The sequence below is a fragment of the Mucilaginibacter sp. Bleaf8 genome (assembly GCF_018390515.1).
Lineage (GTDB): Bacteria > Bacteroidota > Bacteroidia > Sphingobacteriales > Sphingobacteriaceae > Mucilaginibacter.
On record NZ_JAHBBK010000002.1, the window covers coordinates 22,236 to 48,702 of the forward strand.

The window sequence follows — 26,467 nt, forward strand, 5'->3', positions numbered from 1 at the left end:
TAAATAATAACGAAGAAATTGCAGGATTAAGGCCTTGTTGATGAAATTAATTAAAAATTAATGCACTCCTGGTACACAATTATTAATTTAAGTGATGCAGAAAGTACAACATCAAGAATATAGAAGGCATGTCCAATACCAGTGTTGTGCAAGTATAAGTATGTGCTTGCACAACACTGGCATTAGAATATAAGTAGGTTTGATGTTAGTTAGTATAAAATCGAATAGATTCTAATATAATATCGCAGGCTTTTTCAATTTCTGCGGGCGTGATGATAAGTGGTGGGGCAATGCGCATCGAGTTGCTGCAGTGTAAAAACCAGTCCGTAATAATGCCGTTCTCAATACAACGGTCGATGATCTTTTTATTCAACTCAAAGCTTTCCAGTTCTATAGCCATCATCAGGCCTTTGCCTCTGATCTGCTTAATAGCCGGATGTATAAGGAGATGTTTAAATATGGCCTCTTTTTCGGCAACCTGGCTTACCAGGTTTTCTTTTAGTAAAAACTCCAATGATGCCAAACCCGAGGCGCAGCAAACCGGATGCCCGCCGAAGGTGGTGATATGACCTAATATAGGGTTATCTTTAAGTGCACCCATTATTTGGCTTGACGCAACGAAAGCACCAAGCGGCATTCCGCCACCCAAGGCTTTTCCTAATACCAAAATATCAGGCTCTATGCCAAAATGCTCAAAAGCGAAAAGTTTACCCGTACGGCCAAAGGCTGTTTGGTTTTCATCCAGAATGAGCAGGGTGCCGGTTGCGGAACAACGCGCACGTAGTGCCTGCATGTAAGCTAAGTCGGGTACGCGGATACCGGCTTCGCCTTGTATGGTTTCTAAAATTACGCAGGCGGTTTCCTGTGTAATCAGCTCAAGGTCTCCAGTATGATTAAACCGGATAAATGAGGTACCTGGTAATAACGGCCTGTAGGCTTGCTTAAATTCCTCATTGCCCATCATGCTTAAAGCGCCGTGTGTGCTGCCGTGGTAGGAGTTGTAGCAGGCAATCATTTGGTGGCGACCTGTATAACGTTTGGCCAGTTTCAGGGCACCTTCAACCGCTTCTGCCCCTGAATTAGTGAAGTATACGGATTGAAGGCTGTCAGGCAGCAGGGATACCAGCTTTTCGGCAAAACGCACTTGCGGTGTCTGCACGTATTCGCCGTAAACCATCAGGTGCATATATTTATCTACCTGCTGTTTTATGGCATCGATAACATAAGGGTTGCTATGGCCAATGTTACTTACGCCTATACCCGATATCAGATCCATCGTGGCTTTACCGCCGGCATCATACATATATACACCTTCTGCCCGCTCAAATTCAAGCAGTAGCGGAAAATCGGTGGTTTGGGCATTGTTGGCTAAAAAAAGCTGGCGTAAGGTAAGCATGCTGCAAAAATAAAAAAGGCTTACCATTATCAGGTAAGCCTTTTGCAATATCATTTAGTATTGATCGGGTCGGGCATTGCGTTCGCCCAGTTGCCTGATCAGCTCATCGGTAAATTCACGTTCGCTTTTGAAAATCAGGCTTACTTTCTGAGGGGGCAGTATCTTTAAAAACTCTTGTGTATAGCGTCTTTTAATTTCTACCAGCTTTTCGTCGTAGTACATCTCCATCTTTACCTGATCGGCACCGTTAGTTTGCGCGCTCGAATTATTCAGGCGTTTTTTGCGACGAATCTCTGCAATCTCACTGTGGTACTGGCGGTATACCGGCCAAAATTTGGCACCTTCGCTATCACTTAGATTCAGTTTGTCTTTAACGTAGTTTTCCTTTACTGCATCCAGCTTTCTTACCGTACCGGTATTGGCTCTGTTTTCTCTGAACGATGCCGGCGGTACAAACTGGCTGAAACCCTCAAAGCCTGTGAACAGTAATATCGCGATTATAATATGTTTAATTCTCTTATCCATTTCCTTCTTATCTATTGCGCATCCAGGTTAGCCTTTAAGGCCTGTTTTAAACTGTTGGCATCTACTTCTGTACCAGCCGTTACTACCGTATGTTCAGAATCATAAGTATCGGTTTGTTGCTCCAGATAGTTTTCAATAGCACTGGCAGGTATTTCCGAAAGCTCTTTGTGCAGATAAGTACGATCATGCTCAGCTACCGGCCCCGATGTTTGTTTAATATAAATAGTTATGCCCACAATGAGTGCAAAGCAAGCCGCACTGGCATATTTTACAGCGGCCGATGATACCAGCCTGCGTATAATATTGCGGTTTGATGGTTGCATAACCACTATGCGGGCCTCCTGCTTTTCACTGGTCTGGCTCAGGATACTTTCGGTTAAATTATTAAAGTATCCGTCAGGAACGGCAAAAGCGTTATCGGCATTTACCATCTCTTCCAACTGTATGCGGCTGGTAATCTGATCCTGTAACTGCTCAAAATAACCATCCGGTATAGCGTACTCTGCATCATCAGGTTGCCCAGCCAGTTGCTCAATGCTTATGCGGCTCTGCAGGTTGCTGCTCAACTCTTCAAAGTAGCCCTGCGGTACACCAAAACCAGCGTCTTCAGTTGCCGGCGCTATCTCTTCGATAGCAATGCGGCTTTGTATCCGGTTGCTTAAATCCTCAAAATAGCCATCCGGTACAGCAAAGCCCTGCGGCTCATCGCCCAAAACTTCTTCAAGCGCAATGCGGCTTTGTACCTGGCTGCTTAAATCATCAAAATAATTCTGCGGAACGATAAAACCGTGGTTTGTACCGTCCTGCTTCAGCGCATCTAAGTGTACATACGATTGTAATCGCTGGGCTAATTCGTCAAAGTAACCGGCGGGTACCGTGAACGGGTTTCCTTGCGGAAACTGCTTCAGCAGCCCTTCTTCTTCCGGCCATTGCTTGTTTTCCATATCGATTTCCATGTCCCGTGTTAGATTAGTTTAAAACCAAAAGGTTTAATTAAAAAATGAAATTAATCTTTTGATAGTAAATATGCTTCTATCTTCTTGACAGCCAAGTGAAAAGAGGCTTTTAATGCTCCTACACTGGTGCCCAGCACTTCAGAAATTTCTTCATACTTCATATCATCAAAATATTTCATGTTAAAAACTAACCGCTGTTTTTCGGGCAGGGTAAGCAGCGCCTGCTGCAGTTTCATCTGCACCTTATCGCCGTTAAAGTAAGTTGAATCGGCCAATGATTCGGCCAGTTCATACGACACGTCATCCAGCGGTATGTTATTTTTCTGTTTCTTTTTATTCAGAAAAGTGATGCACTCGTTGGTTGCTATGCGGTACATCCAGGTGTACAGCTGTGCATCGTTGCGAAAGCCCGGCAGGTTCTTCCAGACTTTTACAAATATATCCTGTACCAAATCGTCAGCATCATCATGGTTAATCACCATGCGGCGTACATGCCAGTATATTTTCTGCTGGTATTTTTTCAGCAGTAAATTAAATGCTTCGTTCCGGGTTCTTTCGTTCTGGAACTTTTCCAGTATCTCCGTATCACTAACTTGTAATGACATTTATGATTCTTATATGTAAGATGAATTGTTAGCGCTTAGGTTTAATTGTGTATAACAAAAATGTTACTTTTACCTAAACCCAGCTAAAGTACTGATAAAATTCCGAATTATCTTTTAAGCCTTTAACAGGTCAAGTACTTGCTGCGATGCATTCTTGCTGTCTACTTTGCTGATGATCTTATTAACGATGCCATCAGGGCTAATGATAAATGTGGTACGGGCAGTACCCATATACTTTTTACCGTACATGTTTTTTTCAACCCAAACGCCGTAGCTGTTTACAATTTGTTGCTCATCATCGGCAATCAGGGTAAAGGGCAGGTTGTATTTGGTCACAAACTTTTTGTGCGATTTTTCATCATCTGTACTTACGCCAATCACCTCATAGCCTTCTGCCGCCAGCGATTGGTAGTTGTCCCTAAAGTCGCAAGCCTCAGCAGTGCAGCCGGGGGTGTCGTCTTTAGGGTAAAAGTACAGGATTACGGTTTTACCTAAATGGTCGGATAAGGATACGGTATTGCCGTTTTGATCCTTAGCTGTAAAATCAGGAGCTTTATCGCCTTCTTGTAGTGTAGCCATGTTTTTATCGGTTAAAATCTGCTTTGTAATGTGTGATGTTGTCTTTTTGATCGGTAGCGGTTACTTCTAACGTATGTTTACCGGGTTTAATGGTATCATCAAATATAAACTTTAAAATGCGGGTGCGGTAATCCTGTTGCAGTAATACCCACTGCCCGTCAATAGTAGCGCGGCAGCTTTTGATGCCCGACAGGTTATCGCTGACTTTCAAATTAATACTGCGTATACCGGCCATGTTGCTGCCATCATGAATGTTTAAAGGCGTAATTACGGGAGCTACAGTATCTATGCGGATAAAGAAATCGCCAAAGGTTGCAGGGCGAGCCTTAATGTAGCCATCCTGATAGATGCCACCTACCGAGCCTGATACCGCATTTACAATAACGGCTTTGTTAGCTAACTGGCCAATGCTGGCATCGGGCTTTATCCACAGATCATAATGATCATGTATTGGGGTTAGCCGGTTATGGATACGGTGTGTAGCTGAGTATGCACCGACTTTTTGGGGCAGTAAGCTATATTTGAAATCCAAGTCGTCGTATAAATTGCCAGCTGGTATCACCATTTTAACAGGTCCGTTATTGAACTCATTGCGTTGATTGTAACGGAACAAGGTGCCCGTGGTATTTACAACAGGGCGGTCTTTTTGTATGCCCGATTGTACTTTTAATTTCAATGACGAGGTGTTGCCGGCTGCATCCTTAAGCAGATATTCCACATCGTGTAACAGGGTGTCTTTAAAGCTGATAATGCCACGGTTTTCTGACTGTGGATATAAGGTGATCTGGCTGCCGGGCAAAATAAAGCATTTTTGTATCCATCGGCGGGCCAGTACAAACTGCGGGTAATCGATATAAGCATTAATGGCATGCGTTTGATCAAATGCAAAACGCTCCACATCAAAAGTATATACCGTGCGGCCATCGAGTTTCAATTCCAGCGAATAGATACCGTTGCGGTTGGCTGATGTACTGTTCATATCAATAGCCGTAATGCCAAAACCAATATCGCCGCTTAAAGATAGAGTTTGCGGATTGCTAAGCCGGTAATTGCCGGCAGCGCCGGTTACAGCCATAAACTGGCGCGGCGTGGTTTCACTAAACGGATGCCCGTTTAAATGATAAACAGCTATACTGCTAATGCTTGGTGGTACCTGATCGGGAATAGTTAAACCAAAAAGTTGTGGATTAATGGTCTCCTCAGTAAGTGAATCGCGGATTTCAAAATGCAGGTGCGGTCCGCCTGATGCGCCGGTATTGCCCGACCAGGCAATGGTTTGCCCCTTGGTTACCGGAAACTGAAATGGCTGCAACTTAAAATCTACCTCAAAGCTTTGATGCTGGTACTGGTAGTTACGCACAGCGGCAGCAAGTTCGGGTAACAGATGATCTAAGTGTGCATATACCGTAGTATAGCCATTTGGGTGAGTTAAATAAACCGCATTGCCAAAGCCGCCTACCTGTACACGCAGGCGCGATACATAGCCGTACATGGCCGCATGTACCGGGTAGCCAGTGCGCTGGTTGGTTCTAAAATCTAAACCCGAATGGAAGTGGTTGGGTCTTAACTCCCCAAATGAGCCGGCTGTGCTGGGTGGTAAATCCAGCGGATATTGAAACGCGCCGGCAGGATATTCTTTGCTTTGTATCCGGCCTTGCCCGCGTGAGTTGAGTACAAGGCATAAACATCCCAGTAACAGCGCACCTGCTTTTCTGATCATCTTTTTATTTTACGTAAAAGTCCAAAAGTTTTTGTCCTTCCAAGTAACCCTCTAAGCGGTCTCCTGTTTGCACGGCCGATACGCCTTCAGGCGTTCCGGTAAAAATCAAGTCGCCTTTTTTTAAGGTAATGTATTGAGATACAAAGGCAATAATGCGCTCAAAAGAAAATAATAAATCTTTGGTATTACCGTCCTGGCGGGTTTCGCCGTTAACATTCAGTTTTAAGTTCAGATTGTATAAATCGGTAAACTGGCTTTTAGGTAAAAAGTTGCTGATAGGGGCAGAGTGGTCAAAACCCTTTGCCAGTTCCCAGGGCAAGCCTTTTTCTTTATGACGGCTTTGAATATCGCGTGCAGTAAAATCGATGCCTAAGCCAATTTCTTCAAAATAATCGGCAGCAAATTTTTCGCTGATGTGTTTGCCTTCTTTGCTGATTTTTAACACCAGTTCAATTTCGTGATGTACATCCTGCGAAAAATCAGGCAGATAAAAAGGTTTGTTATCTTTTAGTAAAGCCGTGTCGGGCTTCATGAAAATAACGGGCGTAGTAGGTACAGGATTATTCAGTTCTTTGGCGTGCTCGGCGTAATTGCGGCCAATGGCAATAATTTTCATAGCAGTGGTTAAAGTAAAAACCAAAGCTAAAAATATTTTATCCGCTGCGGATAATTGCCCGGTAAAAATTGAGTTATAGTACGGTAATGCGTTTAATTACCGATTCGGTTCCTACCATCACCCTTACAAAGTAAAAGCCGCTGGTAAGCTTGTTAGTAAGGTAGTGCGTAAATTTCTGCTCACCCGGATCAACCCTTTGCGAAAACAGGGTAGCTACATTGTTGCCCAGCACATCCATAATTTTAATGGTAACGTTGGAGTTGCGCGAAACGGTATAACGCAGATTGATTTGATCAACCACCGGATTTGGAAAAACCTGCACATTGCTTAACAGTTTATCATCCTCCTGCTGTTTAGGCGGGGTGGTTTTAACTACGTAAGGCTTGAATGTAGGCAATGAGTTAACGGCTATACCATTCTTCAAAAAGCCCTTTTTTGCGTTTCTGGCTTTAAACAGGTAGCTGGTATCAGCAGTGGCATTTTGCAATACGGCAGAAAAGGCAAAGTTTATGGATATTGCTATCGCAACAATTGTTATCCATAAATAATTAAAAGTATATCTTTGCCTCATATATCCTGATTACCTGCAAAGGTATAAATAATGCTATAACCCAATGTAGAATTGTTTTTAATTAAAGTTTTTTTAACAAATTTTAACAAAAGTGAATTTAGCAGGTTATGCTAATAGCCTGTTGTTGAAAAAACAAGATAACGGCCGGTAAGGTTGTTTTACGGAAGTTCAAAGTTTTTTGATATTTTTTATTTTTCAAAGTGTCATCACATAACAAAGACCTGCAAAGGCTCACAGCAGCCGGGCTGCTCATCAGTCTGGGAATTATTTACGGCGATATTGGTACTTCGCCGCTGTACGTATTCAAAGCCATTGTTGGCGATTATCGTATCAACGAAACCCTGGTATTAGGTGGCGTATCCTGCATATTCTGGACGCTTACCCTGCAAACCACTATTAAATATGTAGCTATTACCCTGCAAGCCGATAACAAAGGCGAGGGGGGCATTTTCTCCTTGTTTTCACTGGTACGCAGGCGGGCCAGGTGGCTTATTGTTCCAGCTGTTATAGGCGGATGTGCGCTGCTGGCCGATGGTATCATTACACCGCCCATCACCATTTCATCGGCAATTGAGGGCTTGCATACTAAGTATCCCAACCTGCCAACCATGCAGGTGGTAATTGCGATAATTGCATTTTTATTCTTCATACAGCAGTTTGGTACCTCGCTGGTGGGTCGGGCTTTTGGGCCAATCATGTTTTTGTGGTTCACCATGATGGGGGTGCTGGGCATTATATTTATCGTCCAGATGCCGTCTATCATCAAGGCGCTGAATCCATATTATGCTTATGAGCTGCTTACCTCTGGTGAGGCTGGCCCAACGGCCTTCGCTGTGCTTGGCGCTGTGTTTTTGTGTACTACCGGTGCCGAGGCATTGTACTCTGATTTGGGCCACTGCGGTCGTAAAAACATTCGAGTAAGCTGGGTATATGTAAAAACATGCCTGATACTAAACTACCTGGGCCAGGCGGTTTGGCTGTTACAGCATAACGGTCAGAAACTCGATCTTAACCTGCTGAACCCTTTTTACCAGATTATGCCTCCCGGCTTTTTGATCTTCGGTATTGGTATTGCAACGGTGGCTGCGGTAATTGCCAGTCAGGCTTTGATCTCCGGTTCTTATACGTTAATTGCTGAGGCTGTTCGTTTAAACCTGTGGCCTAAGGTAAAAATCAACTATCCGTCACTGCAAAAAGGTCAGTTATACGTGCCAAGCATCAACTGGATACTATGTGCCGGCTGTATCGGCGTTGTACTGCTGTTTCAGCGTTCAGAAAGAATGGAGGCGGCTTATGGTTTAAGTATCACCATTGCCATGCTGATGACTACCATCCTGGTATCCAAATTCCTGAAACGCCGTAAGGTGCCCAACTATATCATAAGTTTGTTTTTAGTGGTTTATTTCCTGGTGGAAGGCATATTTTTATATGGAAACCTGGGCAAATTTGTTGAAGGCGGCTGGTTTACATTGAGTATTGGCTTTGTGCTGTTCGGCGTAATGTGGACCTGGCATACCGCCCGTAAAATTCGTAACCGTTACGTTAAGTTTGTTGAAATTGAGGATTACTACGACATTCTGAAGGAGTTGAGCGACGATGAATCGGTACCTAAGTACGCCTCTCAACTGGTATATCTTACCAGTGCTAACTTCAATTCGGAAATTGAATCGAAGATCATCTACTCTATTCTGCAAAAGCAACCTAAACGGGCCGACATTTACTGGCTGGTACACGTAGATGTAATGGACGAGCCCTATACCCGCGATTATGAGGTGGATGTACTGGTGCCTAACAAACTGATCCGTATTGATTTTAAACTTGGCTTTAGGGTAGGGCAGCAAATTAACCTGCTGTTCCGCAAGGTGGTTGAGGATATGGTTAAAAACGGTGAAGTTGATATTACCAGTAGATATGACTCACTAAATAAGCACAAAATTGTGGGCGACTTCCGTTTTGTGGTGATTGAAAAAGTGCTGTCGCGCTCGCATAACCTGTCTTTTTACGAACGTATGGTTATGGCCGCTTATACCCAACTTAAAAAGGTAAGTATATCAGAAGAGCGGGGCTTTGGACTCGATTTAAGCTTTGTAACCATTGAGAAGGTGCCGCTTATGCTGGCCGATCCCGAATCAGTGCAGATACGACGGATTGTTTAAATATAATGAATGCAATTATGGCGCTAAAACTTCAATTTAGCGCCATAGTTATTTATATAATACAGCAAAATTATGGATACCAATATTTTTAATTATTTCAACGACCTGCCTGTTAAAGAGATTGCGCCGGGCTACCTGGCTAAAATGATACATACAGGTACCAATACATTGAACTTTATTGATGTAAAAGCCGGTGCAGTATCAGCCATACACCAGCATATGCATCATCAATGTGCCTTTGTGCTGGAGGGGCAGTTTGAAATGACAGTGAACGGCGAATCGCAAATATTGGATAAGGGTATGTATGTAGTGATACCGCCTAACGTGCCGCATGGCGGCAAGGCTATAACCGATTGCAAACTGCTCGACGTGTTTACACCTGTGCGCGAAGATTACGCGGCGTTGTAAGTATGCTGTTGGTGTTTCTCTGAAAAAATCTTTGTAGGTGGGCTTAATGTTAAAAGAATAATTTCTTAACTTAAGCTCACCTTAATTAAACTAAACGAAGATGGAACACCAAGCAAACAACAATGTGAGCAGTCTGGGCTTTTATAGCGCCGATGGATTTTTTCAGAGTATTACTTCATTAACCACGCATAGTCTTGAATTTGTGAGCAAATCGCGACTGGAATTAGAGGATATGCTGCAGGAGAATATTTCGCTGGAGCGTTATGAGAAGTGTGCTATTATCAGGGATGAGTTGATTAAAAGAAGCAGCAAGTCAGGTGTTTAACGGCATTGCGTGTTTATAAATGAGTGGCGAAAAAAGTTCTGAAAAAATAAATATTGAAAACAAAAGGCAGGATTACTGTATTTAATCTGTAGTTAATAAATTAAATTGTAATCTTATGTCAACAACACAAAAATATGCGCTGATTACCGGTGCCACTTCCGGAATCGGTTATGAGCTGGCCAAAATATTCGCCAAAGAACAATACAACCTCATCCTGGTTTCACGCGATCAGCAAGAGCTGGATAAATGTGGTTCTGAACTAAAGCAGAACGGTATTGACGTGGTTACCATTTCCAAGGATTTGTTTAACCGCGAAGAAGCTTTTGCTGTTTATGACGAAGTAAAAGCCAAAGGATTGCAGGTAGATGTATTGGTGAACGATGCAGGCCAAGGCTATTACGGTCAGTTTAAAGATACCGAACTGGAGCGTGAGCTGGATATCATCCAACTGAATATCGGATCGCTGGTGATCCTGACCAAGTGCTTCCTTAAAGATATGGTGACACGTAATGAGGGTAAAATTTTGCAACTGGGCTCTATTGCCAGCCAAACCCCGGGTCCTTGGCAATCGGTATATCATGGCACCAAAGCCTTTGTGCTTTCATTCTCTGAAGCTATTCGCGAGGAGTTGAAAGATACCAATATTACCGTTACAGTACTGCAGCCAGGCGCTACTGATACGGATTTCTTTAACAAAGCCGAAATGCTGGACAGCAAGATTGTTCAGGATAAAAGCTCCCTGTCAAACCCTGCCGAAGTAGCGCAGGATGGCTATGATGCATTAATGGCCGGCGAAGATAAAGTAATATCCGGCTTTAAAAATAAAGCCATGATTGCCATGAGTAACGTTACACCAGAGCGTATGGTAGCTCATAATATGAATGAAATGCAAAAGCCGGTAGATAAAAGTGAATAATTAATTGCCGGACTAACGTAAACACCCCAAACCAGGCATTGCCGGTTTGGGGTGTTTTTATTTTGTATGGTTACCAATATTTCAATAATGTAAAGAGTATTAAAGCTGTTAGCTTTGCTGCCCCGATTGAAATATAGTATGATCATAACAAAAGCCCTTATAACGGACGTATCCGAGGTTGTAGCCTTGGTTAACAGCGCCTATCGTGGCGAAACCTCTAAGCAAGGCTGGACAAGTGAAAGCCACTTGCTGGAAGGTATCCGGATTGATGAAGCCGAGCTGACCAGTTATTTTGCCCACCCCGAAGTAACGATGCTGAAATATACCAATGAAGCAAACGAAATCATTGGCTTTGTATATCTCGAAAAAACGAAGAATAATAAACTTTACTTAGGCATGCTTACGGTAAAGCCAACGCTGCAAGCTGGCGGTATTGGCCGCCAATTGCTGGAAGCAGCAACTGCTTTTGCCCGTGAGATAGGGTGTACTGTAATTAAGATATCAGTTATCACCTCACGGCACGAACTTATTGCCTGGTACCAGCGCAGGGGCTTTGTTGCCACAGGGCAAACTATGCCGCTGGCAACACATAACAGCGTAGCTAAACAGCCGGTTGAGTTGATGATAATGGAGGAACAAGTAGTTTGAAAAAGGGCTTTTGTGTAGAAAGATTTTATCGTTTGTTTTTATAGAATTAACACTACATATTCTAAATTCGGATCACTAATTAAACTATTTGATGATCCGTAATAACCCAACTGTTTTGGCGCAGTTCCTTGCTGCCCGGAGTCAGTTTTATAATGAGCTGCAAACTATTGAAGACTCGTATTTGCTGAAACTTACAGAAGACCAGCCTGCAAAAAGCGCAGTAAATTTGATTGAATCAGTACAATGCCATCTCGACTTATCTACACTTCAACCCAAATTATATGTTTCGCGTACTTTAAATGAGTACTTGGTTGAGGCTTGTGTTAATGCACTTGATAAAGTTTTTTCAGAAAACGTTTTTAAACAAGCAGCGCAATCACTCCTGATTTGGACAACCTGATGCTGCAAACCGCATAAAAAGTTAAAGCCTGACTGTTAAGGTCAGGCTCTAACTTTGGCTACATATCAGTGTTGTTATGATCTGGTTTTTAACGCTTCATAAATTTCGGCAGTGAGCAGGCCGCTGCCGCCGCCATAGTGCTGTACAATGATTGTTTCGGGGCGATGATCGATAAAGTAGGCGCGCAGGTTGGCTTCTGATTCAGGCTCTATACCACTGCTGAGTAAAATAAGGTCAAATACCTCATGGCTAAATAGCTGTATAGCTTCTTTATCGGTTAGTGCGCCTACGCCTCGCCATTCAGGGTTGTTGTTCACTAACCTCACCACCGTTTGCAGTATCTGTTCGTGCCTGCCTACAATCAAAATATTTACCTGCCCCATCGCTCTAAATTAAAACTTCATTGGTACTTCCATCAGTAAAAACTCGGCATCACTTTCAGCAGTGATGTTAAGTTGATCTGTATGCCAAACACCAAAACCATCGCGGGTGTTTAGCTCCTGGCCGTTTATATTAATTTTGCCGTTTAAAACAAACGCATATACGCCGCTATTGGCGCCACCCTTTAAATTATATTGGGTACTTACGCCTGCATCAAACTTGCCCATGTGAAACCAGGCCTGCTGGTAAATCCATATGCCGTCATCATCTTTGCTGGGCGATAATATTTGTTGCAAGCGGTTGTGACGGTCTTGCAGATTAAGCGTAAGCTGGTCATAACGTGGTTCCACATTTTTACGATCCGGATAAATCCATATCTGTAAAAACTTAACCCGCTCGTTTTCATGCTTGTTTTTTTCGCTATGATAAATGCCGGTACCGGCGCTCATGGCCTGTATATCACCTTTTTTAATTACAGCTACGTTGCCCATGCTGTCCTGATGTTCCAGGTCGCCTTCCAATGGGATAGATATGATTTCCATATTATCGTGCGGGTGAGTTCCAAATCCCATCCCGCCGCTAACAATATCGTCATTCAGAACCCGTAACGCGCCAAAGTTCATGCGTTCGGGATTGTAATAGCTGGCGAAGCTAAATGTATGGTGGCTATCCAGCCAGCCATGATTGGCATGACCGCGGGTATCAGCTTTATGAAAAACAGTGTGTGCCATAGTCTTTAAGTTTTAGTTCTGCAAAACTACGCCACTGGCACTGCATGGAACTTAATGTAGGTTAAGAAATGATTTTATAGGTATGCTGCTAAGTTTTTCAAAGGATAATTAATTGAGTTGAACACCATAAACGGCCAGGCCGCCATAAATGGTGCCTACCCACTTTCGGTTCTTGCTGTCGAGGGCCATGCATTGTATGGGAGAATCTGTACCGGGAATGCGCAAGGGAGCGGTGTCCTTTGCGCCAATTAAACACAGTGCGTCACCGCCAATCCATACTTTAGTATTTTCCATCAATAGTGATTTAAAACCGCGTGCTTTTTCAGGGATGGTTAGCTCATTCCACTGCGTGCCGTTAAAGCGGATGACCGATTTTACGACAGTGCCTGCCAATGCAACCACCGGATGGTTTTCGTAGTCAATAACCAAGCCGTAAGGTAATGCCGATAAATAACCGAGTTGATCTAACCGGTAAGAAGTCCATTTGCCACCGGTGTATTTTTTAATTAGTCCAATAAAAGCCAAATCATTGAAAGTACCCAGCCACAAAGCGCCATCATGATCAACAGCCATGGATAGGATTACATCCGGGCCTTCAATGTGCTCCTGCTGTCCTTCCCTTATCTTAACTATACCATCATCCGTTGCAATCCATGTGGTATTGTGGCGGCTGTCATGAACAATGCATTTGATATTGCCATTGGTTAGCGCGCTGTTGGTTGTGGTATAAATTCGCCAGTCGGTACCGTTGTAGTGAGCTACGCCCTTATCTGTACCAATCCAAACGGAACCATCGTTTGCAACGGCCAGTGCCCGTATGTCTGCCGATGGTAGGCTGCTGTTGGTGGGCGTAAATAGGGTCCACTTGTTTCCCTTCAATTGTGCAAGGCCATTGGCAGTACCAATCCATTTGGTATCCTGCTTATCAATAGCAATGGCATTTACTTGTTCATTAGGTAAAGGGGAGTTGCTTGGATTGTAGATAGTCCAGAAGCCGGCTTCGGTAGATGTGTCAGGAGTTGGCACTTTAACTGGTGGATCAACTATAGAAATTTTGTCTTTTTTACAGCCCGCAACTGAAATCAAAGATAGAAGAATGAAAAAGGGATAAATGCATTTTATGGACATGGATAATGCTTAAGGTTACCATGATGACGCATTTAGGACTGTATGTGCTACAGGCTTTTGCAAAAAACTTATTCTTCCATCTCAAAAAAGGAGAATGAAGAGTGTCCGTACCTTCTTTGCTCCGTAAAGTTCGGATGGTTGCTCAAGTTCTGCAAGGATTGATGCTCAATGATGAGCAAACCGCCGGGCAGCAGCAAATTTTTGTCAAAGATGATTTTGGGCAGCTCGGGTATACGGCTCAGGTCGTAAGGCGGGTCGGCAAATATCAGGTCATATTGTTCGCTTTCCAGTTCCAGATACTTAAATACATCAGCCTTAAATGTGCTTATTTGAGTAAGCCCATGCTGGCGTGCGGTGTCTTTAAGATAGTTAACGCAATGGATGCTGCGGTCAACCGCTGTAATGCTTTCCGCAAAGCGCGATGCAAATTCCAGTGCAAGGTTGCCTGTGCCGCTAAACAGGTCGAGCACCTTAATACCTTCTAGCTCAATTTGGTTTTGCAGAATATTAAACAAAGCCTCCTTGGCCAGGTCGGTAGTAGGCCTAACGGGCAGGTTTTTAGGTGGGTTAAGCCGTAAGCCTTTTAAACGTCCGCCAATGATGCGCATAGGGTAAGGGCACTAAGAGCCAGCAACTGGTGTTTAGGTAAATGCTCAGGTATATCAATTACCTGAACTGAATTGATAGTGGCCGATTTGTAAAAATTGGCAAGGCGTTGCACATAAGCGTCCCCTTCATTTACAGAGCCGCTCAGGAGTACGTTTACATCAGCCGCAGTTAGGTTTAACTGCTCGGTTACAAATAGGGTATAGTAAGCTAATTCGTCTGCATTTGCACATTCAAACGTGTTAAAAAGCAGCAGTTTGCCTTGCCGAAAATAGACTAAATCGAACCTGTTTTCGTTTATATTTATATACAAATTGTACTCCGAAGGCTGGTTGCCGGCAATGGCCTGTATCCAGCCGGAAGCGCCAAAAAGTGTCTGTCCTAAATCAAACCGGGCGGCTGCCATGGTGCTGGTTTCATTCAATTTAAACACAATGTGATTCTCGGTATCCAGTGGTTGCGCAAACACGGTATCCTGTGGTTGTACGTCTAAAAAGCGAGCTACCTGGGCAACGGTCTCGGTTTTAAAAAGGGGTTGCGGTACAAGCGTAAACGCTGATGATTTAGCCCCGGAAAGAATACTTTGATAGGCGAAATTCAATACCTCCTGTACTTCGCCGGGTTGCGCAAGCTCGCTAAGCGGAGCCGGTTTTCGCCAAACCATTAATTTATGCTGATGTACAATGGCAAGTGAAAATTGTGCAGAACCGATCAATACCACCAGGGTGTAGTTATGCACCTGGGTATGGCTAAAGCCGGGGTCAATATAATGATATAAGGTATCGTCCATCAGTTGTGAACAAAAGTAAATATTTTTTCATTGTTTTGTTAAAGGCGTAAAGCCAATTTATACATGCCAGAAAACGAACAGATAAGTAAATCATTTAAACATCAGCCTACGGGGCAGCAGTTGGAGCTGTTTGGCAGGCTGCATACATTTTTACAAAACAACAGCGGCTACGAGTGTTTTTTGCTGAAAGGTTATGCCGGTACAGGCAAAACTACCGTAGTGAGTGCGCTGGTTAAGGCCTTACGCTCTTACGGCTTGAAATCGGTATTGTTGGCGCCTACGGGTCGTGCTGCCAAAGTAATAACGGCATATTCCGGGCGTAAAGCTTTTACTATTCATAAGCGTATTTACCGTAAAAAGTCGGCCATGAACATCGATGAGTCGTTTACCCTGTCGGTAAATACTGGCGAAAATACACTGTTTATTGTTGATGAGGCTTCCATGATATCAGACGACATCAGCGGAAACAATTATGAAACGCTGCTAAAAGATCTGATTGATTACGTATACAATTTCAAAAATTGCAAGCTCATGCTGGTGGGCGATACGGCTCAGCTGCCACCGGTGGGCTCTATGTTCAGTCCGGCGCTGGATGCTAAAATCTTGAAAGATCAATTTGGACTGGATGTGAATAGCTTTGAAATGACGGAGGTACTTCGTCAGCAAAAAAACTCCGGTATCTTATACAATGTAACCGGCGTGCGAGACATCATTCGTAAAGGAGAAGAAATGTATCCGCAAATCGTCACCAAGGGTTATAAAGATGTTTTCCGGATGACTGGCGAACGCCTGGAAGAGGGGTTGAATTATGCTTATAGTAAATATGGGAATGAAAATTCGCTGGTGATCTGCCGTTCCAACAAAAACGCCAACCTGTACAATCGGCAAATACGCAATCGTATATTAATGCGGGAGGAAGAGCTTACCGGCGGCGACCAGATTATGGTGGTGCGCAATAACTATTTCTGGATGCAGGTGCACGAAGAGGACAGCACCGGTTTTATTGCAAACGGTGATATTGCCCGTATCAAGAAAGTACGCCGCTTTGAAGAGATGTATGGCTTTAGGTTTGCCGATGTGCAGCTGGAGTTTATTGACTATGCCGAAGATCCGGTGATTGAGTGTAAGGTGTTGTTGGATGCCTTATATTCTGATGCACCGGCTTTGCAACCTATTGACCAGAAACGCTTTTACCTGGAAGTAATGAAAGATTATGAGCACATTGCCAGCAGGCGGGCCAAGCTCAAAGAATTAAAGCAGAATCCATATTATAACGCACTGCAAATTAAATTTGCCTATGCCGTAACCTGTCATAAAGCCCAGGGGGGGCAATGGGATGCAGTATTTGTTGACCAGGGTTATCTGACAGACGAGATGGTAAATACCGACTTTTTGCGTTGGTTTTATACCGCCTGTACCCGCGCCACTACCGAGCTGTTTTTAGTGAACTTTAACGAAAAGTTCTACAAAAACGGAACTGATGAAGCTTTGACGTATTAGTGGTTCATTGGTGGTTGGTAGTGTTGGTTCATTGATGAGTAATAGTTCATAGACAATTGCCGAGATAAATTGGTAATAGAGCAAACAACTAAAGTAAAAATCATCGCCACTAATAAACTAATGAACCAGTTACATCTCCTTTCGCATCTTGCTGAAGAATTCCGGTGTTACACCTATGTAGGCAGCAATTTGCTTTTGGGGCAGGTGGTAGATGAGGGTAGGGTAGCGGCGGCAAAAGCGGGCATAGCGTTCGGCTGCAGGCAGGCTCAGGTTATCAATCAGGCGCTGCTGTGAGGCTACCAAAGAGTTTTCGGTCAGTATCCTGAAAAAGCGCTCAAATTTAGGCACCATTTCATAAAGTTTTAACTGGCTGGTTTTGGGCAGTAACAGCATTTCTGTTTCTTCCAGCGCTTCAATATTAAGCAAACCGGGCTGATGGGTAATCAGGCTGTACATATCGGCCATCCACCAGTCGGGCGGTGCAAAGCTTAATACATGTTCAAAGCCGTTCACATCAATGCTGTAGCCACGTAAACATCCTGATGTTATGAAAGCGGAGTGCTTGCAAATTTCACCTGCAGTCAATAAATGCTTTTTACGCTTCAATTGTTTCGGAACCAACAGGGAAGTGAAAATAGCTTTCTCGTCGTCGGTAAGCGTAATATGCTTGCCAACGTTGTTCAAAATTAGGTCAAAGTCGGATATCATCGGCTAAATATAAACAACAATCTTTATCAGCAATTGATGAAAACATCTGCCTTTGTATGGTATTGGATGCATAAGTGTTTAAATTTAGATAGATTAATTGTTTGTAATAGCAGGCAAGCCTCCTGCAATAATTTGGGTTGTGAACTTAAAGTTATTTAAAATTCATTTTAATTTACTGCAAGTTAAGTTCATGGCATTTTCTTTGTCTAACGGAGTATAGCCATGAAAAGTAAGATATTAGTAGTTGACGATAATCAGTTTATATTAGATTTGATGACCTACATTCTTGATAATGAAGGTTATCATGTGGAGGTGTCTGACCGTGCGGATGGTTTGCTGAATAAGATCGAAGCTTCTAATCCAAGTTTGATCATACTGGACGTTTCTTTGCCGGACGGCGACGGGCGCGACTTGTGCCGGCAGATTAAAGAGTCGAATGCTATGAAAAGCATACCGGTAGTGATGTGTTCGGGCCGGCATGATATCGACGATCTCATCAATCAGTCCAACCCGCCCGATGGTTTGCTGCCCAAGCCTTTTGATATGAATCAACTGCTGCAGATGGTACAGTCTAAACTGGCATTAGCTGCCTGATGCTTTGTTATAATTAAAAATAGATGGAATACCTTGTTTACCTAAGCACAGCTCAAAAGCTAATGGATCAGAACGACCTGCTGGATATCCTGACGGCAAGCCGGTATAACAATATCCGGCATAACCTGACTGGTATGCTGCTATACGGCGAAGGTACGTTTATACAATTGCTTGAAGGCGATCCTGAAACTCTGAAACAAACTTACCAAACCATTGAAGCAGACTCACGCCATCATAATATAATTAAAATGGCCCAGGGAGAAATAACCGAGAGGTATTTTCCGGAATGGGCCATGGGTTTCAAATCAGCCAATGCTACGGAACTGGCTGAGTTTAAAGGTTACATTAATCCTGATAACAAGTCTTTTTTGCAGCAGGGCGATACGGATGCTATTATAGGCATGCTTAAAACTTTTGCCGATGTTAACCGCATGTAGTTAACCCTGCTGCTGCAGCAATTCAACTGTTTTACTGTATACATAATCAAAGCCCGGTTCTTCGAGCCAGTTTATGGTATAGTGTATGTTTTTATTGATTGGCCCCCAGCGCTCAGGTTCGCCATCCATACTAATTACGATACTTGGTGTTTTGAAAGCGGCAGCCATGTGCGATACGCCGGTACAGTTTGATACAAGTGCCCGTGCATTTTTGATCAGCACGCCAACAGCCCCCAGGGTAGTAATACCTGCGGTATCAATAGCCGGATGTTTCATGTGGCTCATTACCTCATTAATGATAGGTGCTTCTTCTTTGGTGCCGGTTATCACTACTTTATAGCCTTGCTCTGCACAATAGTCGGCCAGGGCTGCGAAATGCGCCGTAGGCCATTGGCGCCACGATCCGCGCGAGCCTGGGTGTATGCATACATATTTACCGGGTTCAATTGGTAATTGCAGCTTCTCAAAATCTGCATAATCCTTCTCCGTGAGCGGGAACTCCAAATCATTGCCATGCGCTGTTATGCCCAAATGTTCCATCAGCAGCAAATGGCGCTCAGGCTCGGGGCCAAAGTTTGGATAAGGCATATAGTAGTCCTGATTGCCGGCAAAATCACCCAGGGTATAAAAGCCGCCGGTATATGATGCGCCAAACAACTCCATAATGGGGTTAATGACTGTGCCATTGCCTTGCATTTGCAGCAGCAAATCAAATTTGCCTTGTATGCCTGCTAAAAAGTCAACCGTTTCTTTTGCATTAAAAGGCTGCTCGGGTAAACCCGGAAAGCCGGGGAAGTGAATAAAATCATCAAAATAACTGCTGAACCGTTCGGTAAAGCTTTTGCCCCATGGCAGGCCCAGCAAAGTGATATGTGCCGAAGGGTAGGCGTAGCGCAGTGCACGCATGGCAGGTATAATACACAGCATATCGCCCAGTTGCAGGGCGCGAAAAATAGCTATTTTTTTGATCTCGTGATCGGGTAGTTTCATTATAGATATAAGGTATGCTGAAACGCAGTTCCACAGCACAATACTGCAGAACTGCGTTGGTAGAGTTATTCGTTGTTTAAGCCGCGACCGGTTTTGTGTTGCAATTCGTCAATCCGTTTTGATGCTTCGGCTTTGTTGAGTTTTTCATCAAAAGGTTCGCCGGCCTCGTCTGACAGGGTTTTGAGATACGAGTGCTGTGCGCCGGTCATCGGCTCATCGCCGGTGGTCCACTCATCAGGGTCCTTTACGGTGTTCGATCCCTTGGTTTGGTCATCACTATTTGCAGTATTATCTGCACCGTTATCTTCAAACAGGTTTCCTTCTTCTTCCGGTAGATTTACGTTTGCCATGGCTATATCGTTTGTTTGGATGATTTAACCTTTAGCAACTGGGATTTGTTTTTGATGTGGAAAGTTAGTCGGCCCAGCCAGCATACGCAAATAACTACAGGCGGTATTTCACCTTCCAGTCCTACAAATTACTTATCTTTGAACCCTGATGAGTAAAACTGTAACGCCATACCAAAACCAGCAGGCTACCAAGAAAGAGCAGGTGGCTGATATGTTCAACAACATATCTAAAACCTACGATTTTTTGAACCATTTCATGTCGCTGGGCATTGATATCATCTGGCGTAAAATAGCCATTAATGAGCTGAAAGCCGTTCGCCCGAAGCACATACTCGATGTTGCCACTGGCACCGGCGATTTTGCTTTTGAAGCGTTATCTATCCTGAAACCCGAAAAAATTATCGGGGTGGATATATCTCGTGGGATGCTGGATATTGCTGAGCAAAAAATAAAAAAGCGTAACCTTTCTCATCAGTTTGAAGTAAAACTGGGTGATTCGGAAAAGTTACCGTTTGACGGCGATGAGTTTGATGCGGTTACAGTAGCTTACGGTGTACGTAATTTCGAGAATCTGGAGAAAGGCTTGGCCGATATGCTAAGAGTATTAAAACCAGGCGGAAAGGCAGTGGTGCTGGAATTTTCTAAACCAAAAGCGTTTCCGGTTAAACAATTATATAACTTTTATTTTAATTATATTACACCAGGTATAGGTAAGCTTTTTTCAAAAGACGCAAGGGCTTATTCTTACCTGCCGGAATCGGTAGCTGCCTTTCCGGACGGAAAAAGTTTTACTGCGCTGATGGAAAAGGTGGGTTATAAACAAACCAAGAACCGGCCGCTGTTATTTGGTATTTGTTCGGTTTATACCGGTATAAAATAAGTTATGGTAAAAAAAGTACTGTTTATGCTAACCGTGCTGGGCTTGTTCAGCAATGCGGTGCTGGCCCAGGCATTGGCCTGGGGTGGCGGCGCCGATCAGAATGATCTGAGCTTCGGCTTTAGCTTTCAGTACGTGATGCAGGAATATAAGATTGTTAAGAAGCCGGATTGGCAGAGGCCATTCTATGATACAGAGGCTCCTTTTACTCAATTAACCAGTCCGCTAACAAGTATTAGCTCTAAAGGGAAACCTGGTTTTAGTGTAGGCTTTATTACGCGTTACCGCCTTACCGAGCATTTGGAAGCGCGTACCACGCCATCACTGGTTTTCGCCGACCGTCAGTTAGATTATACCTTTGAGAATCCGAATGAAAATGCCAGCCGCGCGGTATCCAGTACAATGGTTGATATTCCATTATTAATTAAACTCAAGTCTGATCGTGTACACGACTTTCGGGCTTACATAGTAGGCGGTGTTAAGTACTCACAAGCGCTGGGCGGCAAAGGCCAGAGTGATGCTAACGCCTTGCCGTTGGAAAAAAAGCTAAAAAATATACGTGGTTTTGCTTCTTATGAGGCTGGTATAGGTTGTGACATCTACTTTGAATTTTTTAAACTGTCTCCTGAAATCAAGCTGGCTAATTCCTTTGGCAATGTGCTAGTGCCCGAGAATCACCCATTTGCGTCACCTATCGACAAGCTGTTTCTGCGCAGCCTGATGTTTACGCTGCATTTCGAGTAGTATTTGCAAAGTTCTCCTGGTGATAAAAAAACGAGTTGGCAAAGTCATGTGTTTATAAATTCATGGCATCGGCAGGCTTAAAATCCTTTCATTTATTATAAAAAACATAATTTCGCTGCCATTAGTTACTTATCTATGGCTAAAATTGCTTTAATAACAGGAGCCACTGCCGGTATTGGCGAGGCCTGTGCTTATATATTTGCCCGCAATGGCTATGATCTGATTTTGACAGGCCGCCGGCAGGACCGTTTGGATGCCCTGGCGCAGCAACTTAACAAAGATTATAATGTGCGTATTGCTGTTGCTGCTTTCGATATCCGCAACAAGGAGCAGGTAATTCATCATTTGGAAAGCTTACCCGATGACCTGAAAAAGGTAGATGTACTGGTTAACAATGCTGGCCTGAGCCAGGGGTTAGACCCTGTGCAAAAAGGCAGCTATGCCGATTGGGATACCATGATTGATACGAACATTAAAGGACTGCTTTACGTAAGCAAGGTGGTATCCAACTGGATGGTCAGCAACGGTTACGGGCATATTGTTAATCTGGGATCTATTGCGGGTAAAGAGGTATACGCTAACGGCAATGTTTACTGTGCAACCAAAGCTGCTGTTGATGCTCTGAGCAAAGGTATGCGTATTGATTTGCTGCAGCATGGTATCAAGGTGTCGGCTATTCATCCCGGCGCGGTAGAAACCGAGTTTTCGGAAGTGCGCTTCAAAGGTGATAAAGATCGTGCTAAAAAAGTGTACGAAGGCTTTACCCCGCTTACGGCATTAGATGTAGCCGAAACCATTTGGTTTGTGGTATCGCGCCCGGCCCACGTGAACATCAACGATTTATTGCTGATGCCAACTGCCCAGGCAACTGCTACGTTGATTAACCGCAAAGCGGATTAAAGTGGCGATGTGCGCAAATGCACAAATGATAATTATTTAATAAATAACTGTGAATTGTTTTAGCAGGCAATTCCTAATAGAAAATTCAACTTACCATGTCATTAATACAAAAAATAGATCAGGATATTAAACAGGCCATGCTTGGCAAACAGGAAGCAAAGCTGCGTGGCTTACGTGCAATCAAGTCCGCCCTGTTGCTGGCCCGTACCGAAAAAGGTGCTTCGGACGAATTAACCGAGGATGCGGAAATAAAAGTACTTCAAAAGCTGGTGAAACAGCGTAAAGAGTCAGCCGATATTTACCAGGCGCAAAACCGCCCTGATTTGTACCAGATTGAAGTAGAAGAGCAGGAAGTGATAGAAGCGTACTTGCCTAAGCAAATGGATCGCTCCGAAATTGAAGCTTACCTGAAGGATGTTATTGAAAGGGTAGGCGCTACCTCGGTTAAAGATATGGGTAAAGTGATGGGCGCCGCTAATAAAGAGTTGTCCGGCAAAGCCGACGGCAAAACAATCTCTGAAGTGGTAAAACAATTGCTGGCATAATTAATTTATAATTGTTGTAACTCGGTTTCAAAAAACTAAATTTATACCCAAATTTCAGGCCTTTTATACCAAATACGTTTTTGGTATAAAAGGCTGCCACTAATAACAATATTGTACTGCGACTTATGAACTATGCGCTTAAAGAAGAAAAGGGTTTTATTTACGTCGATGAGGGCGAGGGCGACGTATTGTTGCTGCTGCATGGCTTAATGGGTGCTTTAAGCAATTGGGAACAAGTAATAGAAGAGTTTAAAAACGAATACCGGGTAATTATACCGATACTACCCATTTACGATTTGCCGTTACTTACTACAGGGGTAAAAACCCTTACCAAGTATGTGCACAAGTTTGTAAAGCATAAAAACTTAACCAACATTACCCTGCTGGGTAACTCTTTGGGAGGGCATGTAGGGCTAATTTACTGCTTATCCTATCCTGAAGAGGTTAAAACGCTTATTTTGACCGGTAGCTCGGGCTTATATGAAAACGCTTTTGGCGGTTCGTTTCCGCGCCGCGAGAGTTATGATTTTGTGAAAGAAAAAGTAGAATATACTTTTTACGACCCGAAAACAGCGACCAAAGATCTGGTTGATGAGGTGTTTATCACCATTAATGATCGCTCAAAAGTAATACGCATACTGGCCATGGCCAAATCGGCCATCAGGCATAATATGGGTAAGGATCTGCATAAGATCAAGATACCCGTGGGGCTGATATGGGGAAAGAACGATAAAATTACACCGCCCGAAGTAGCGGTTGAATTTAACCAGATATTGCCCGACTCAGAACTGTACTGGATTGATCAGTGCGGCCATGCCCCGATGATGGAGCAACCGGAAGAATTTAACCGGCTGCTTCGCAAATTTTTGGAAAACGTTAAACCAAAAGTATAGAACATGCTTGCAATTGAGTTAGCTGCCGATATTATTCCGCCGGTTACCACTGGTGATACCTTGCAAAAAGCGATTGACCGCATGGTGGAGTTCCGTATCAGGCATCTGCCAATTGTAAACGAGCAACAGTTTGTGGGATTGCTGGCCGAAAGTGATATTACCGAGCCCGACCATAATCTGTCAATTGATACACATGTGCCGCTGCTGGTAAATACCTTTGTGTACCAGGAGCAGCACGTGTATGATGTGATCCGCATGTTTTACGAGCATCAGCTAAGCGCTGTACCAGTGCTGGATGCTGCAAAAAACTACACCGGCCTCATTACGCTTAATGATATGAGCAACTGCTTTGCCGAAATAACTGCGGTGAATGAGCCGGGCGGTATCATTGTGCTCGAAATCAGCAATAAAGATAATGCCATGTCCCAAATGGCACAGATCGTAGAGGCTGATAATGCACAGATATTGAGTTCGTATGTGCGCACTTTTCCGCACTCTACCCGTATCGAAGTTACCCTTAAATTAAACAAGCCGGATATTGCATCTATCAACGCTGCCTTTTTGCGTTACGGATATGATGTAAAAGCCACCTTTAGTCAGAATGATAATGACGATGATTCAATGGACCGTTATGATTCATTTATGAACTATCTGAATATGTAGTAATACTTAATGATGAGAATAGCGGTTTACGGACGTCCGTTCAATGATACGGTATTGCCTTACGTGCAGCAAGTGTTTGATGCGCTCACCCAGCACGAGGTGCAGGTATATGTGCATCAGCAATTATACACATTTTTGGATGGCAAAATAATTAATGCCCAATACCTGGTACTGGATACCAACTGCCAGCTGTGTGATTTAATAGATGTACTTATTACTTTAGGCGGCGATGGTACCCTGCTTGATATTGTGAGTTTGGTTCGCGATACAGGGGTGCCCGTTATCGGTATCAATTTTGGCCGACTGGGCTTTTTGGCCAGTATCAACAAAAGCGACATTGCCGCTGCCGTGATGGCCGTAGTAAACCGGCAGTATACGCTTGATGATCGGGAACTGATTCGTATTGATTCGGACCCGGCCGTTTTTGGACCGGATAACTTTGCGTTGAACGATATTACCATCCACAAGCGCGATGATGCGGCCATGATTACCATGCATGCCTACTTGAATGGCGAGTTTTTAAACTCTTACTGGGGCGATGGTATCATTATCTCTACCCCAACAGGCTCTACGGCCTACTCATTAAGCTGTGGCGGCCCTATTATTTTCCCACAATCCAAAGCTATCGTAGTAACACCTGTATCACCGCATAACCTTAATGTGCGGCCAATCGTACTGCCTGATGATAGCATACTTACCTTTGAGGTTGAAACCCGGAGTGCCAACTACCTTATTTCCTGCGATTCGCGTACGGCGGTAATTGATAAAAGTATGAAGTTTCAGGTCAGTAAAGCTAATTTCAGGCTGAATTTAGTAAGGCTTAATAACCAGGAATATTTATCTACCCTAAGAAGCAAATTAATGTGGGGATTAGACGCCCGTAATTATTAAATTTGTAAAATGTGGCGTATTATAAGGGTATTGATTGTTAGCTTGTTGGGCATTACGGCTGCACAGGCACAAACGTGGGAGATAGGGTTAAACGCAGGAGCCAATGGGTATATGGGCGATTTAAACCAGCGCAACCTGGCGCAGGTAAGCGGCTTTGCCATTGGCGGTTATCTTAAACGGAATTTTAACGGCTACCTGTCGGCTAAAGTGCAATACAATTTTGGGCAGATTGGGGCGGCCGACAGTACGTCTAAATACCAGGAATTTCGGGAACGTAATTTGAGCTTTACCAGCAGGCTGCATGAATTGAGTTTGATAGGGGAGTTCAATTTTATGGAGTTTCAGCCTGCCAGCTCACGCAATTATTATACGCCTTTCATATATGCCGGCATTGCGGCGGTTAACTTTAACCCGCAAACCATGTATCAGGGCGAAACTTACGACCTGAGGCCACTCATGACCGAAGGGCAGGCGCAGCCTTATAGTAAAACCGCCTTAGCCATACCTTACGGCGTAGGCTTTAAATATAATGTATCCGGTAAATTGAACTTAATTGCTGATATTGGTTACCGCACTGCATTTACGGATTATTTGGATGATGTAAGCGGTTACTACGCGCCAAAATCAAATTTTACAAATTCGGTTTCACGAGGTCTTTCCGATAGAACCGGCGAACGTAATGGTATTTTTACAGGTCAACCCGGCACCCAACGTGGCGATTTGCGCAAGCGTGATACTTACATGTTTTTCGGGTTCACTATATCTTACACTTTTGTAAGCGATAAGTGTTATTATTAATCAAACGAAATTCAAGTGCTTTGTAACGCTTGATAATAATCTTTATTGTAAAAAATATATCTTTTAATTTAATCAGTGGTTGATTTTTCCTATTTTGTGGCAGCTTTCCGCATAGGCTAC

The 26,467-nt window shown here is 43.7% G+C and carries 33 protein-coding genes; 17 read left to right on the forward strand and 16 right to left on the reverse strand.

From position 1 onward, the window contains the following. Positions 1 to 205: 205 nt before the first annotated feature. From KHS38_RS08975 to KHS38_RS09010, 8 genes are all read right to left on the reverse strand, one after another. The gene (locus KHS38_RS08975; protein ID WP_213488231.1) at positions 206 to 1,396 is read right to left on the reverse strand and encodes an aspartate aminotransferase family protein; all 1,191 of its coding nucleotides are present in this window, start codon (positions 1,394 to 1,396) and stop codon (positions 206 to 208) included. A gap of 54 nt (positions 1,397 to 1,450) precedes the next feature. Further along, positions 1,451 to 1,921: a hypothetical protein gene (locus KHS38_RS08980; RefSeq protein ID WP_213488232.1), complete on the reverse strand. Its 471-nt coding sequence runs from the start codon at positions 1,919 to 1,921 to the stop codon at positions 1,451 to 1,453. A gap of 11 nt (positions 1,922 to 1,932) precedes the next feature. Then, the gene (locus tag KHS38_RS08985) at positions 1,933 to 2,877 is read right to left on the reverse strand and encodes a hypothetical protein (protein WP_213488233.1); all 945 of its coding nucleotides are present in this window, start codon (positions 2,875 to 2,877) and stop codon (positions 1,933 to 1,935) included. Positions 2,878 to 2,927: 50 nt separating this feature from the next. Beyond that, positions 2,928 to 3,482 carry an RNA polymerase sigma factor gene (locus KHS38_RS08990; protein WP_213488234.1) on the reverse strand — a complete coding sequence of 185 codons (555 nt, stop codon included), beginning with the start codon at positions 3,480 to 3,482 and terminating at the stop codon, positions 2,928 to 2,930. Positions 3,483 to 3,596: 114 nt separating this feature from the next. Further along, positions 3,597 to 4,061: a thioredoxin-dependent thiol peroxidase gene (gene bcp / locus KHS38_RS08995; protein WP_213488235.1), complete on the reverse strand. Its 465-nt coding sequence runs from the start codon at positions 4,059 to 4,061 to the stop codon at positions 3,597 to 3,599. 4 nt (positions 4,062 to 4,065) lie between these two features. Beyond that, complete coding sequence (locus KHS38_RS09000; protein ID WP_213488236.1) at positions 4,066 to 5,781, reverse strand: M23 family metallopeptidase; 1,716 nt, start codon at positions 5,779 to 5,781, stop codon at positions 4,066 to 4,068. Between the two features lie 4 nt (positions 5,782 to 5,785). Beyond that, positions 5,786 to 6,397, reverse strand: a complete 612-nt coding sequence (locus KHS38_RS09005; protein ID WP_213488237.1) for a fumarylacetoacetate hydrolase family protein — start codon at positions 6,395 to 6,397, stop codon at positions 5,786 to 5,788. A gap of 73 nt (positions 6,398 to 6,470) precedes the next feature. Continuing rightward, complete coding sequence (locus KHS38_RS09010) at positions 6,471 to 6,968, reverse strand: T9SS type A sorting domain-containing protein (protein WP_213488238.1); 498 nt, start codon at positions 6,966 to 6,968, stop codon at positions 6,471 to 6,473. A 200-nt stretch (positions 6,969 to 7,168) separates the two neighbouring features. Between KHS38_RS09010 and KHS38_RS09015 the strand changes: the two genes are divergently transcribed. The 6 genes from KHS38_RS09015 (at position 7,169) to KHS38_RS09040 (ending at position 11,821) form a co-directional block, all read left to right on the forward strand. Continuing rightward, the gene (locus KHS38_RS09015) at positions 7,169 to 9,124 is read left to right on the forward strand and encodes a KUP/HAK/KT family potassium transporter (protein WP_213488239.1); all 1,956 of its coding nucleotides are present in this window, start codon (positions 7,169 to 7,171) and stop codon (positions 9,122 to 9,124) included. A 72-nt stretch (positions 9,125 to 9,196) separates the two neighbouring features. After that, complete coding sequence (locus KHS38_RS09020; RefSeq protein WP_213488240.1) at positions 9,197 to 9,532, forward strand: cupin domain-containing protein; 336 nt, start codon at positions 9,197 to 9,199, stop codon at positions 9,530 to 9,532. Positions 9,533 to 9,632: 100 nt separating this feature from the next. Continuing rightward, positions 9,633 to 9,857 carry a hypothetical protein gene (locus tag KHS38_RS09025; RefSeq protein ID WP_213488241.1) on the forward strand — a complete coding sequence of 75 codons (225 nt, stop codon included), beginning with the start codon at positions 9,633 to 9,635 and terminating at the stop codon, positions 9,855 to 9,857. Between the two features lie 115 nt (positions 9,858 to 9,972). Next, positions 9,973 to 10,773, forward strand: coding sequence for an SDR family NAD(P)-dependent oxidoreductase (locus KHS38_RS09030; RefSeq protein WP_213488242.1), 801 nt, complete (start codon positions 9,973 to 9,975; stop codon positions 10,771 to 10,773). Positions 10,774 to 10,911: 138 nt separating this feature from the next. Beyond that, on the forward strand, positions 10,912 to 11,421 hold the full coding sequence (locus KHS38_RS09035) for a GNAT family N-acetyltransferase (RefSeq protein WP_213488243.1): 510 nt from the start codon (positions 10,912 to 10,914) through the stop codon (positions 11,419 to 11,421). A 91-nt stretch (positions 11,422 to 11,512) separates the two neighbouring features. Beyond that, entirely contained in the window at positions 11,513 to 11,821 is a 309-nt protein-coding gene (locus KHS38_RS09040) for a hypothetical protein (protein ID WP_213488244.1), read from the forward strand. Positions 11,822 to 11,895: 74 nt separating this feature from the next. On the opposite strand, the gene KHS38_RS09045 is transcribed toward KHS38_RS09040, so the two are convergent. From KHS38_RS09045 to KHS38_RS09065, 5 genes are all read right to left on the reverse strand, one after another. Beyond that, positions 11,896 to 12,204, reverse strand: a complete 309-nt coding sequence (locus KHS38_RS09045; RefSeq protein ID WP_213488245.1) for a response regulator — start codon at positions 12,202 to 12,204, stop codon at positions 11,896 to 11,898. Between the two features lie 9 nt (positions 12,205 to 12,213). Further along, complete coding sequence (locus KHS38_RS09050) at positions 12,214 to 12,933, reverse strand: pirin family protein (protein ID WP_213488246.1); 720 nt, start codon at positions 12,931 to 12,933, stop codon at positions 12,214 to 12,216. A gap of 108 nt (positions 12,934 to 13,041) precedes the next feature. Beyond that, complete coding sequence (locus tag KHS38_RS22355) at positions 13,042 to 13,959, reverse strand: ligand-binding sensor domain-containing protein (RefSeq protein ID WP_213488247.1); 918 nt, start codon at positions 13,957 to 13,959, stop codon at positions 13,042 to 13,044. Between the two features lie 170 nt (positions 13,960 to 14,129). Further along, complete coding sequence (locus KHS38_RS09060) at positions 14,130 to 14,669, reverse strand: RsmD family RNA methyltransferase (RefSeq protein ID WP_213488248.1); 540 nt, start codon at positions 14,667 to 14,669, stop codon at positions 14,130 to 14,132. Further along, a complete protein-coding gene (locus KHS38_RS09065) occupies positions 14,645 to 15,457 on the reverse strand; it encodes a DUF3822 family protein (RefSeq protein WP_213488249.1) in 813 nt (270 codons plus the stop codon). Before KHS38_RS09065 ends, KHS38_RS09060 begins: the two co-directional genes overlap by 25 nt. A 63-nt stretch (positions 15,458 to 15,520) precedes the next feature. Between KHS38_RS09065 and KHS38_RS09070 the strand changes: the two genes are divergently transcribed. Then, the gene (locus tag KHS38_RS09070) at positions 15,521 to 16,957 is read left to right on the forward strand and encodes an ATP-dependent DNA helicase (protein ID WP_213488250.1); all 1,437 of its coding nucleotides are present in this window, start codon (positions 15,521 to 15,523) and stop codon (positions 16,955 to 16,957) included. A 129-nt stretch (positions 16,958 to 17,086) separates the two neighbouring features. Here KHS38_RS09070 and KHS38_RS09075 read toward each other — a convergent pair whose 3' ends face one another. Next, a complete protein-coding gene (locus KHS38_RS09075) occupies positions 17,087 to 17,665 on the reverse strand; it encodes a Crp/Fnr family transcriptional regulator (protein ID WP_213488251.1) in 579 nt (192 codons plus the stop codon). Positions 17,666 to 17,887: 222 nt separating this feature from the next. On the opposite strand from KHS38_RS09075, the gene KHS38_RS09080 reads away from it, so the two are divergent. Beyond that, entirely contained in the window at positions 17,888 to 18,259 is a 372-nt protein-coding gene (locus tag KHS38_RS09080; RefSeq protein WP_213488252.1) for a response regulator transcription factor, read from the forward strand. A gap of 23 nt (positions 18,260 to 18,282) precedes the next feature. Continuing rightward, on the forward strand, positions 18,283 to 18,696 hold the full coding sequence (locus KHS38_RS09085) for a BLUF domain-containing protein (protein ID WP_213488253.1): 414 nt from the start codon (positions 18,283 to 18,285) through the stop codon (positions 18,694 to 18,696). On the opposite strand, the gene KHS38_RS09090 is transcribed toward KHS38_RS09085, so the two are convergent. Together KHS38_RS09090 and KHS38_RS09095 are read right to left on the reverse strand one after the other, a co-directional pair. Beyond that, complete coding sequence (locus KHS38_RS09090; RefSeq protein WP_213488254.1) at positions 18,697 to 19,686, reverse strand: glycosyltransferase family 9 protein; 990 nt, start codon at positions 19,684 to 19,686, stop codon at positions 18,697 to 18,699. 65 nt (positions 19,687 to 19,751) lie between these two features. After that, the gene (locus KHS38_RS09095; protein WP_213488255.1) at positions 19,752 to 20,036 is read right to left on the reverse strand and encodes a DUF3072 domain-containing protein; all 285 of its coding nucleotides are present in this window, start codon (positions 20,034 to 20,036) and stop codon (positions 19,752 to 19,754) included. Positions 20,037 to 20,184: 148 nt separating this feature from the next. Here KHS38_RS09095 and ubiE point away from each other — a divergent pair, with 148 nt between their 5' ends. The 8 genes from ubiE (at position 20,185) to porG (ending at position 26,347) form a co-directional block, all read left to right on the forward strand. After that, complete coding sequence (ubiE, locus tag KHS38_RS09100; RefSeq protein ID WP_213488256.1) at positions 20,185 to 20,916, forward strand: bifunctional demethylmenaquinone methyltransferase/2-methoxy-6-polyprenyl-1,4-benzoquinol methylase UbiE; 732 nt, start codon at positions 20,185 to 20,187, stop codon at positions 20,914 to 20,916. A 3-nt stretch (positions 20,917 to 20,919) separates the two neighbouring features. After that, positions 20,920 to 21,657 carry a type IX secretion/gliding motility protein PorT/SprT gene (gene porT / locus KHS38_RS09105; protein ID WP_213488257.1) on the forward strand — a complete coding sequence of 246 codons (738 nt, stop codon included), beginning with the start codon at positions 20,920 to 20,922 and terminating at the stop codon, positions 21,655 to 21,657. 135 nt (positions 21,658 to 21,792) lie between these two features. After that, on the forward strand, positions 21,793 to 22,557 hold the full coding sequence (locus KHS38_RS09110) for an SDR family NAD(P)-dependent oxidoreductase (RefSeq protein ID WP_213488258.1): 765 nt from the start codon (positions 21,793 to 21,795) through the stop codon (positions 22,555 to 22,557). Positions 22,558 to 22,652: 95 nt separating this feature from the next. Then, a complete protein-coding gene (locus KHS38_RS09115) occupies positions 22,653 to 23,102 on the forward strand; it encodes a GatB/YqeY domain-containing protein (RefSeq protein WP_213488259.1) in 450 nt (149 codons plus the stop codon). A 125-nt stretch (positions 23,103 to 23,227) separates the two neighbouring features. Beyond that, entirely contained in the window at positions 23,228 to 23,995 is a 768-nt protein-coding gene (locus KHS38_RS09120) for an alpha/beta fold hydrolase (protein WP_213488260.1), read from the forward strand. 3 nt (positions 23,996 to 23,998) lie between these two features. Continuing rightward, a complete protein-coding gene (locus tag KHS38_RS09125; protein ID WP_213488261.1) occupies positions 23,999 to 24,658 on the forward strand; it encodes a CBS domain-containing protein in 660 nt (219 codons plus the stop codon). A 9-nt stretch (positions 24,659 to 24,667) separates the two neighbouring features. Further along, positions 24,668 to 25,549, forward strand: a complete 882-nt coding sequence (locus KHS38_RS09130) for an NAD kinase (RefSeq protein ID WP_349627921.1) — start codon at positions 24,668 to 24,670, stop codon at positions 25,547 to 25,549. A gap of 9 nt (positions 25,550 to 25,558) precedes the next feature. After that, positions 25,559 to 26,347, forward strand: a complete 789-nt coding sequence (gene porG, locus KHS38_RS09135) for a type IX secretion system protein PorG (protein ID WP_213488262.1) — start codon at positions 25,559 to 25,561, stop codon at positions 26,345 to 26,347. Positions 26,348 to 26,467: the final 120 nt, after the last annotated feature.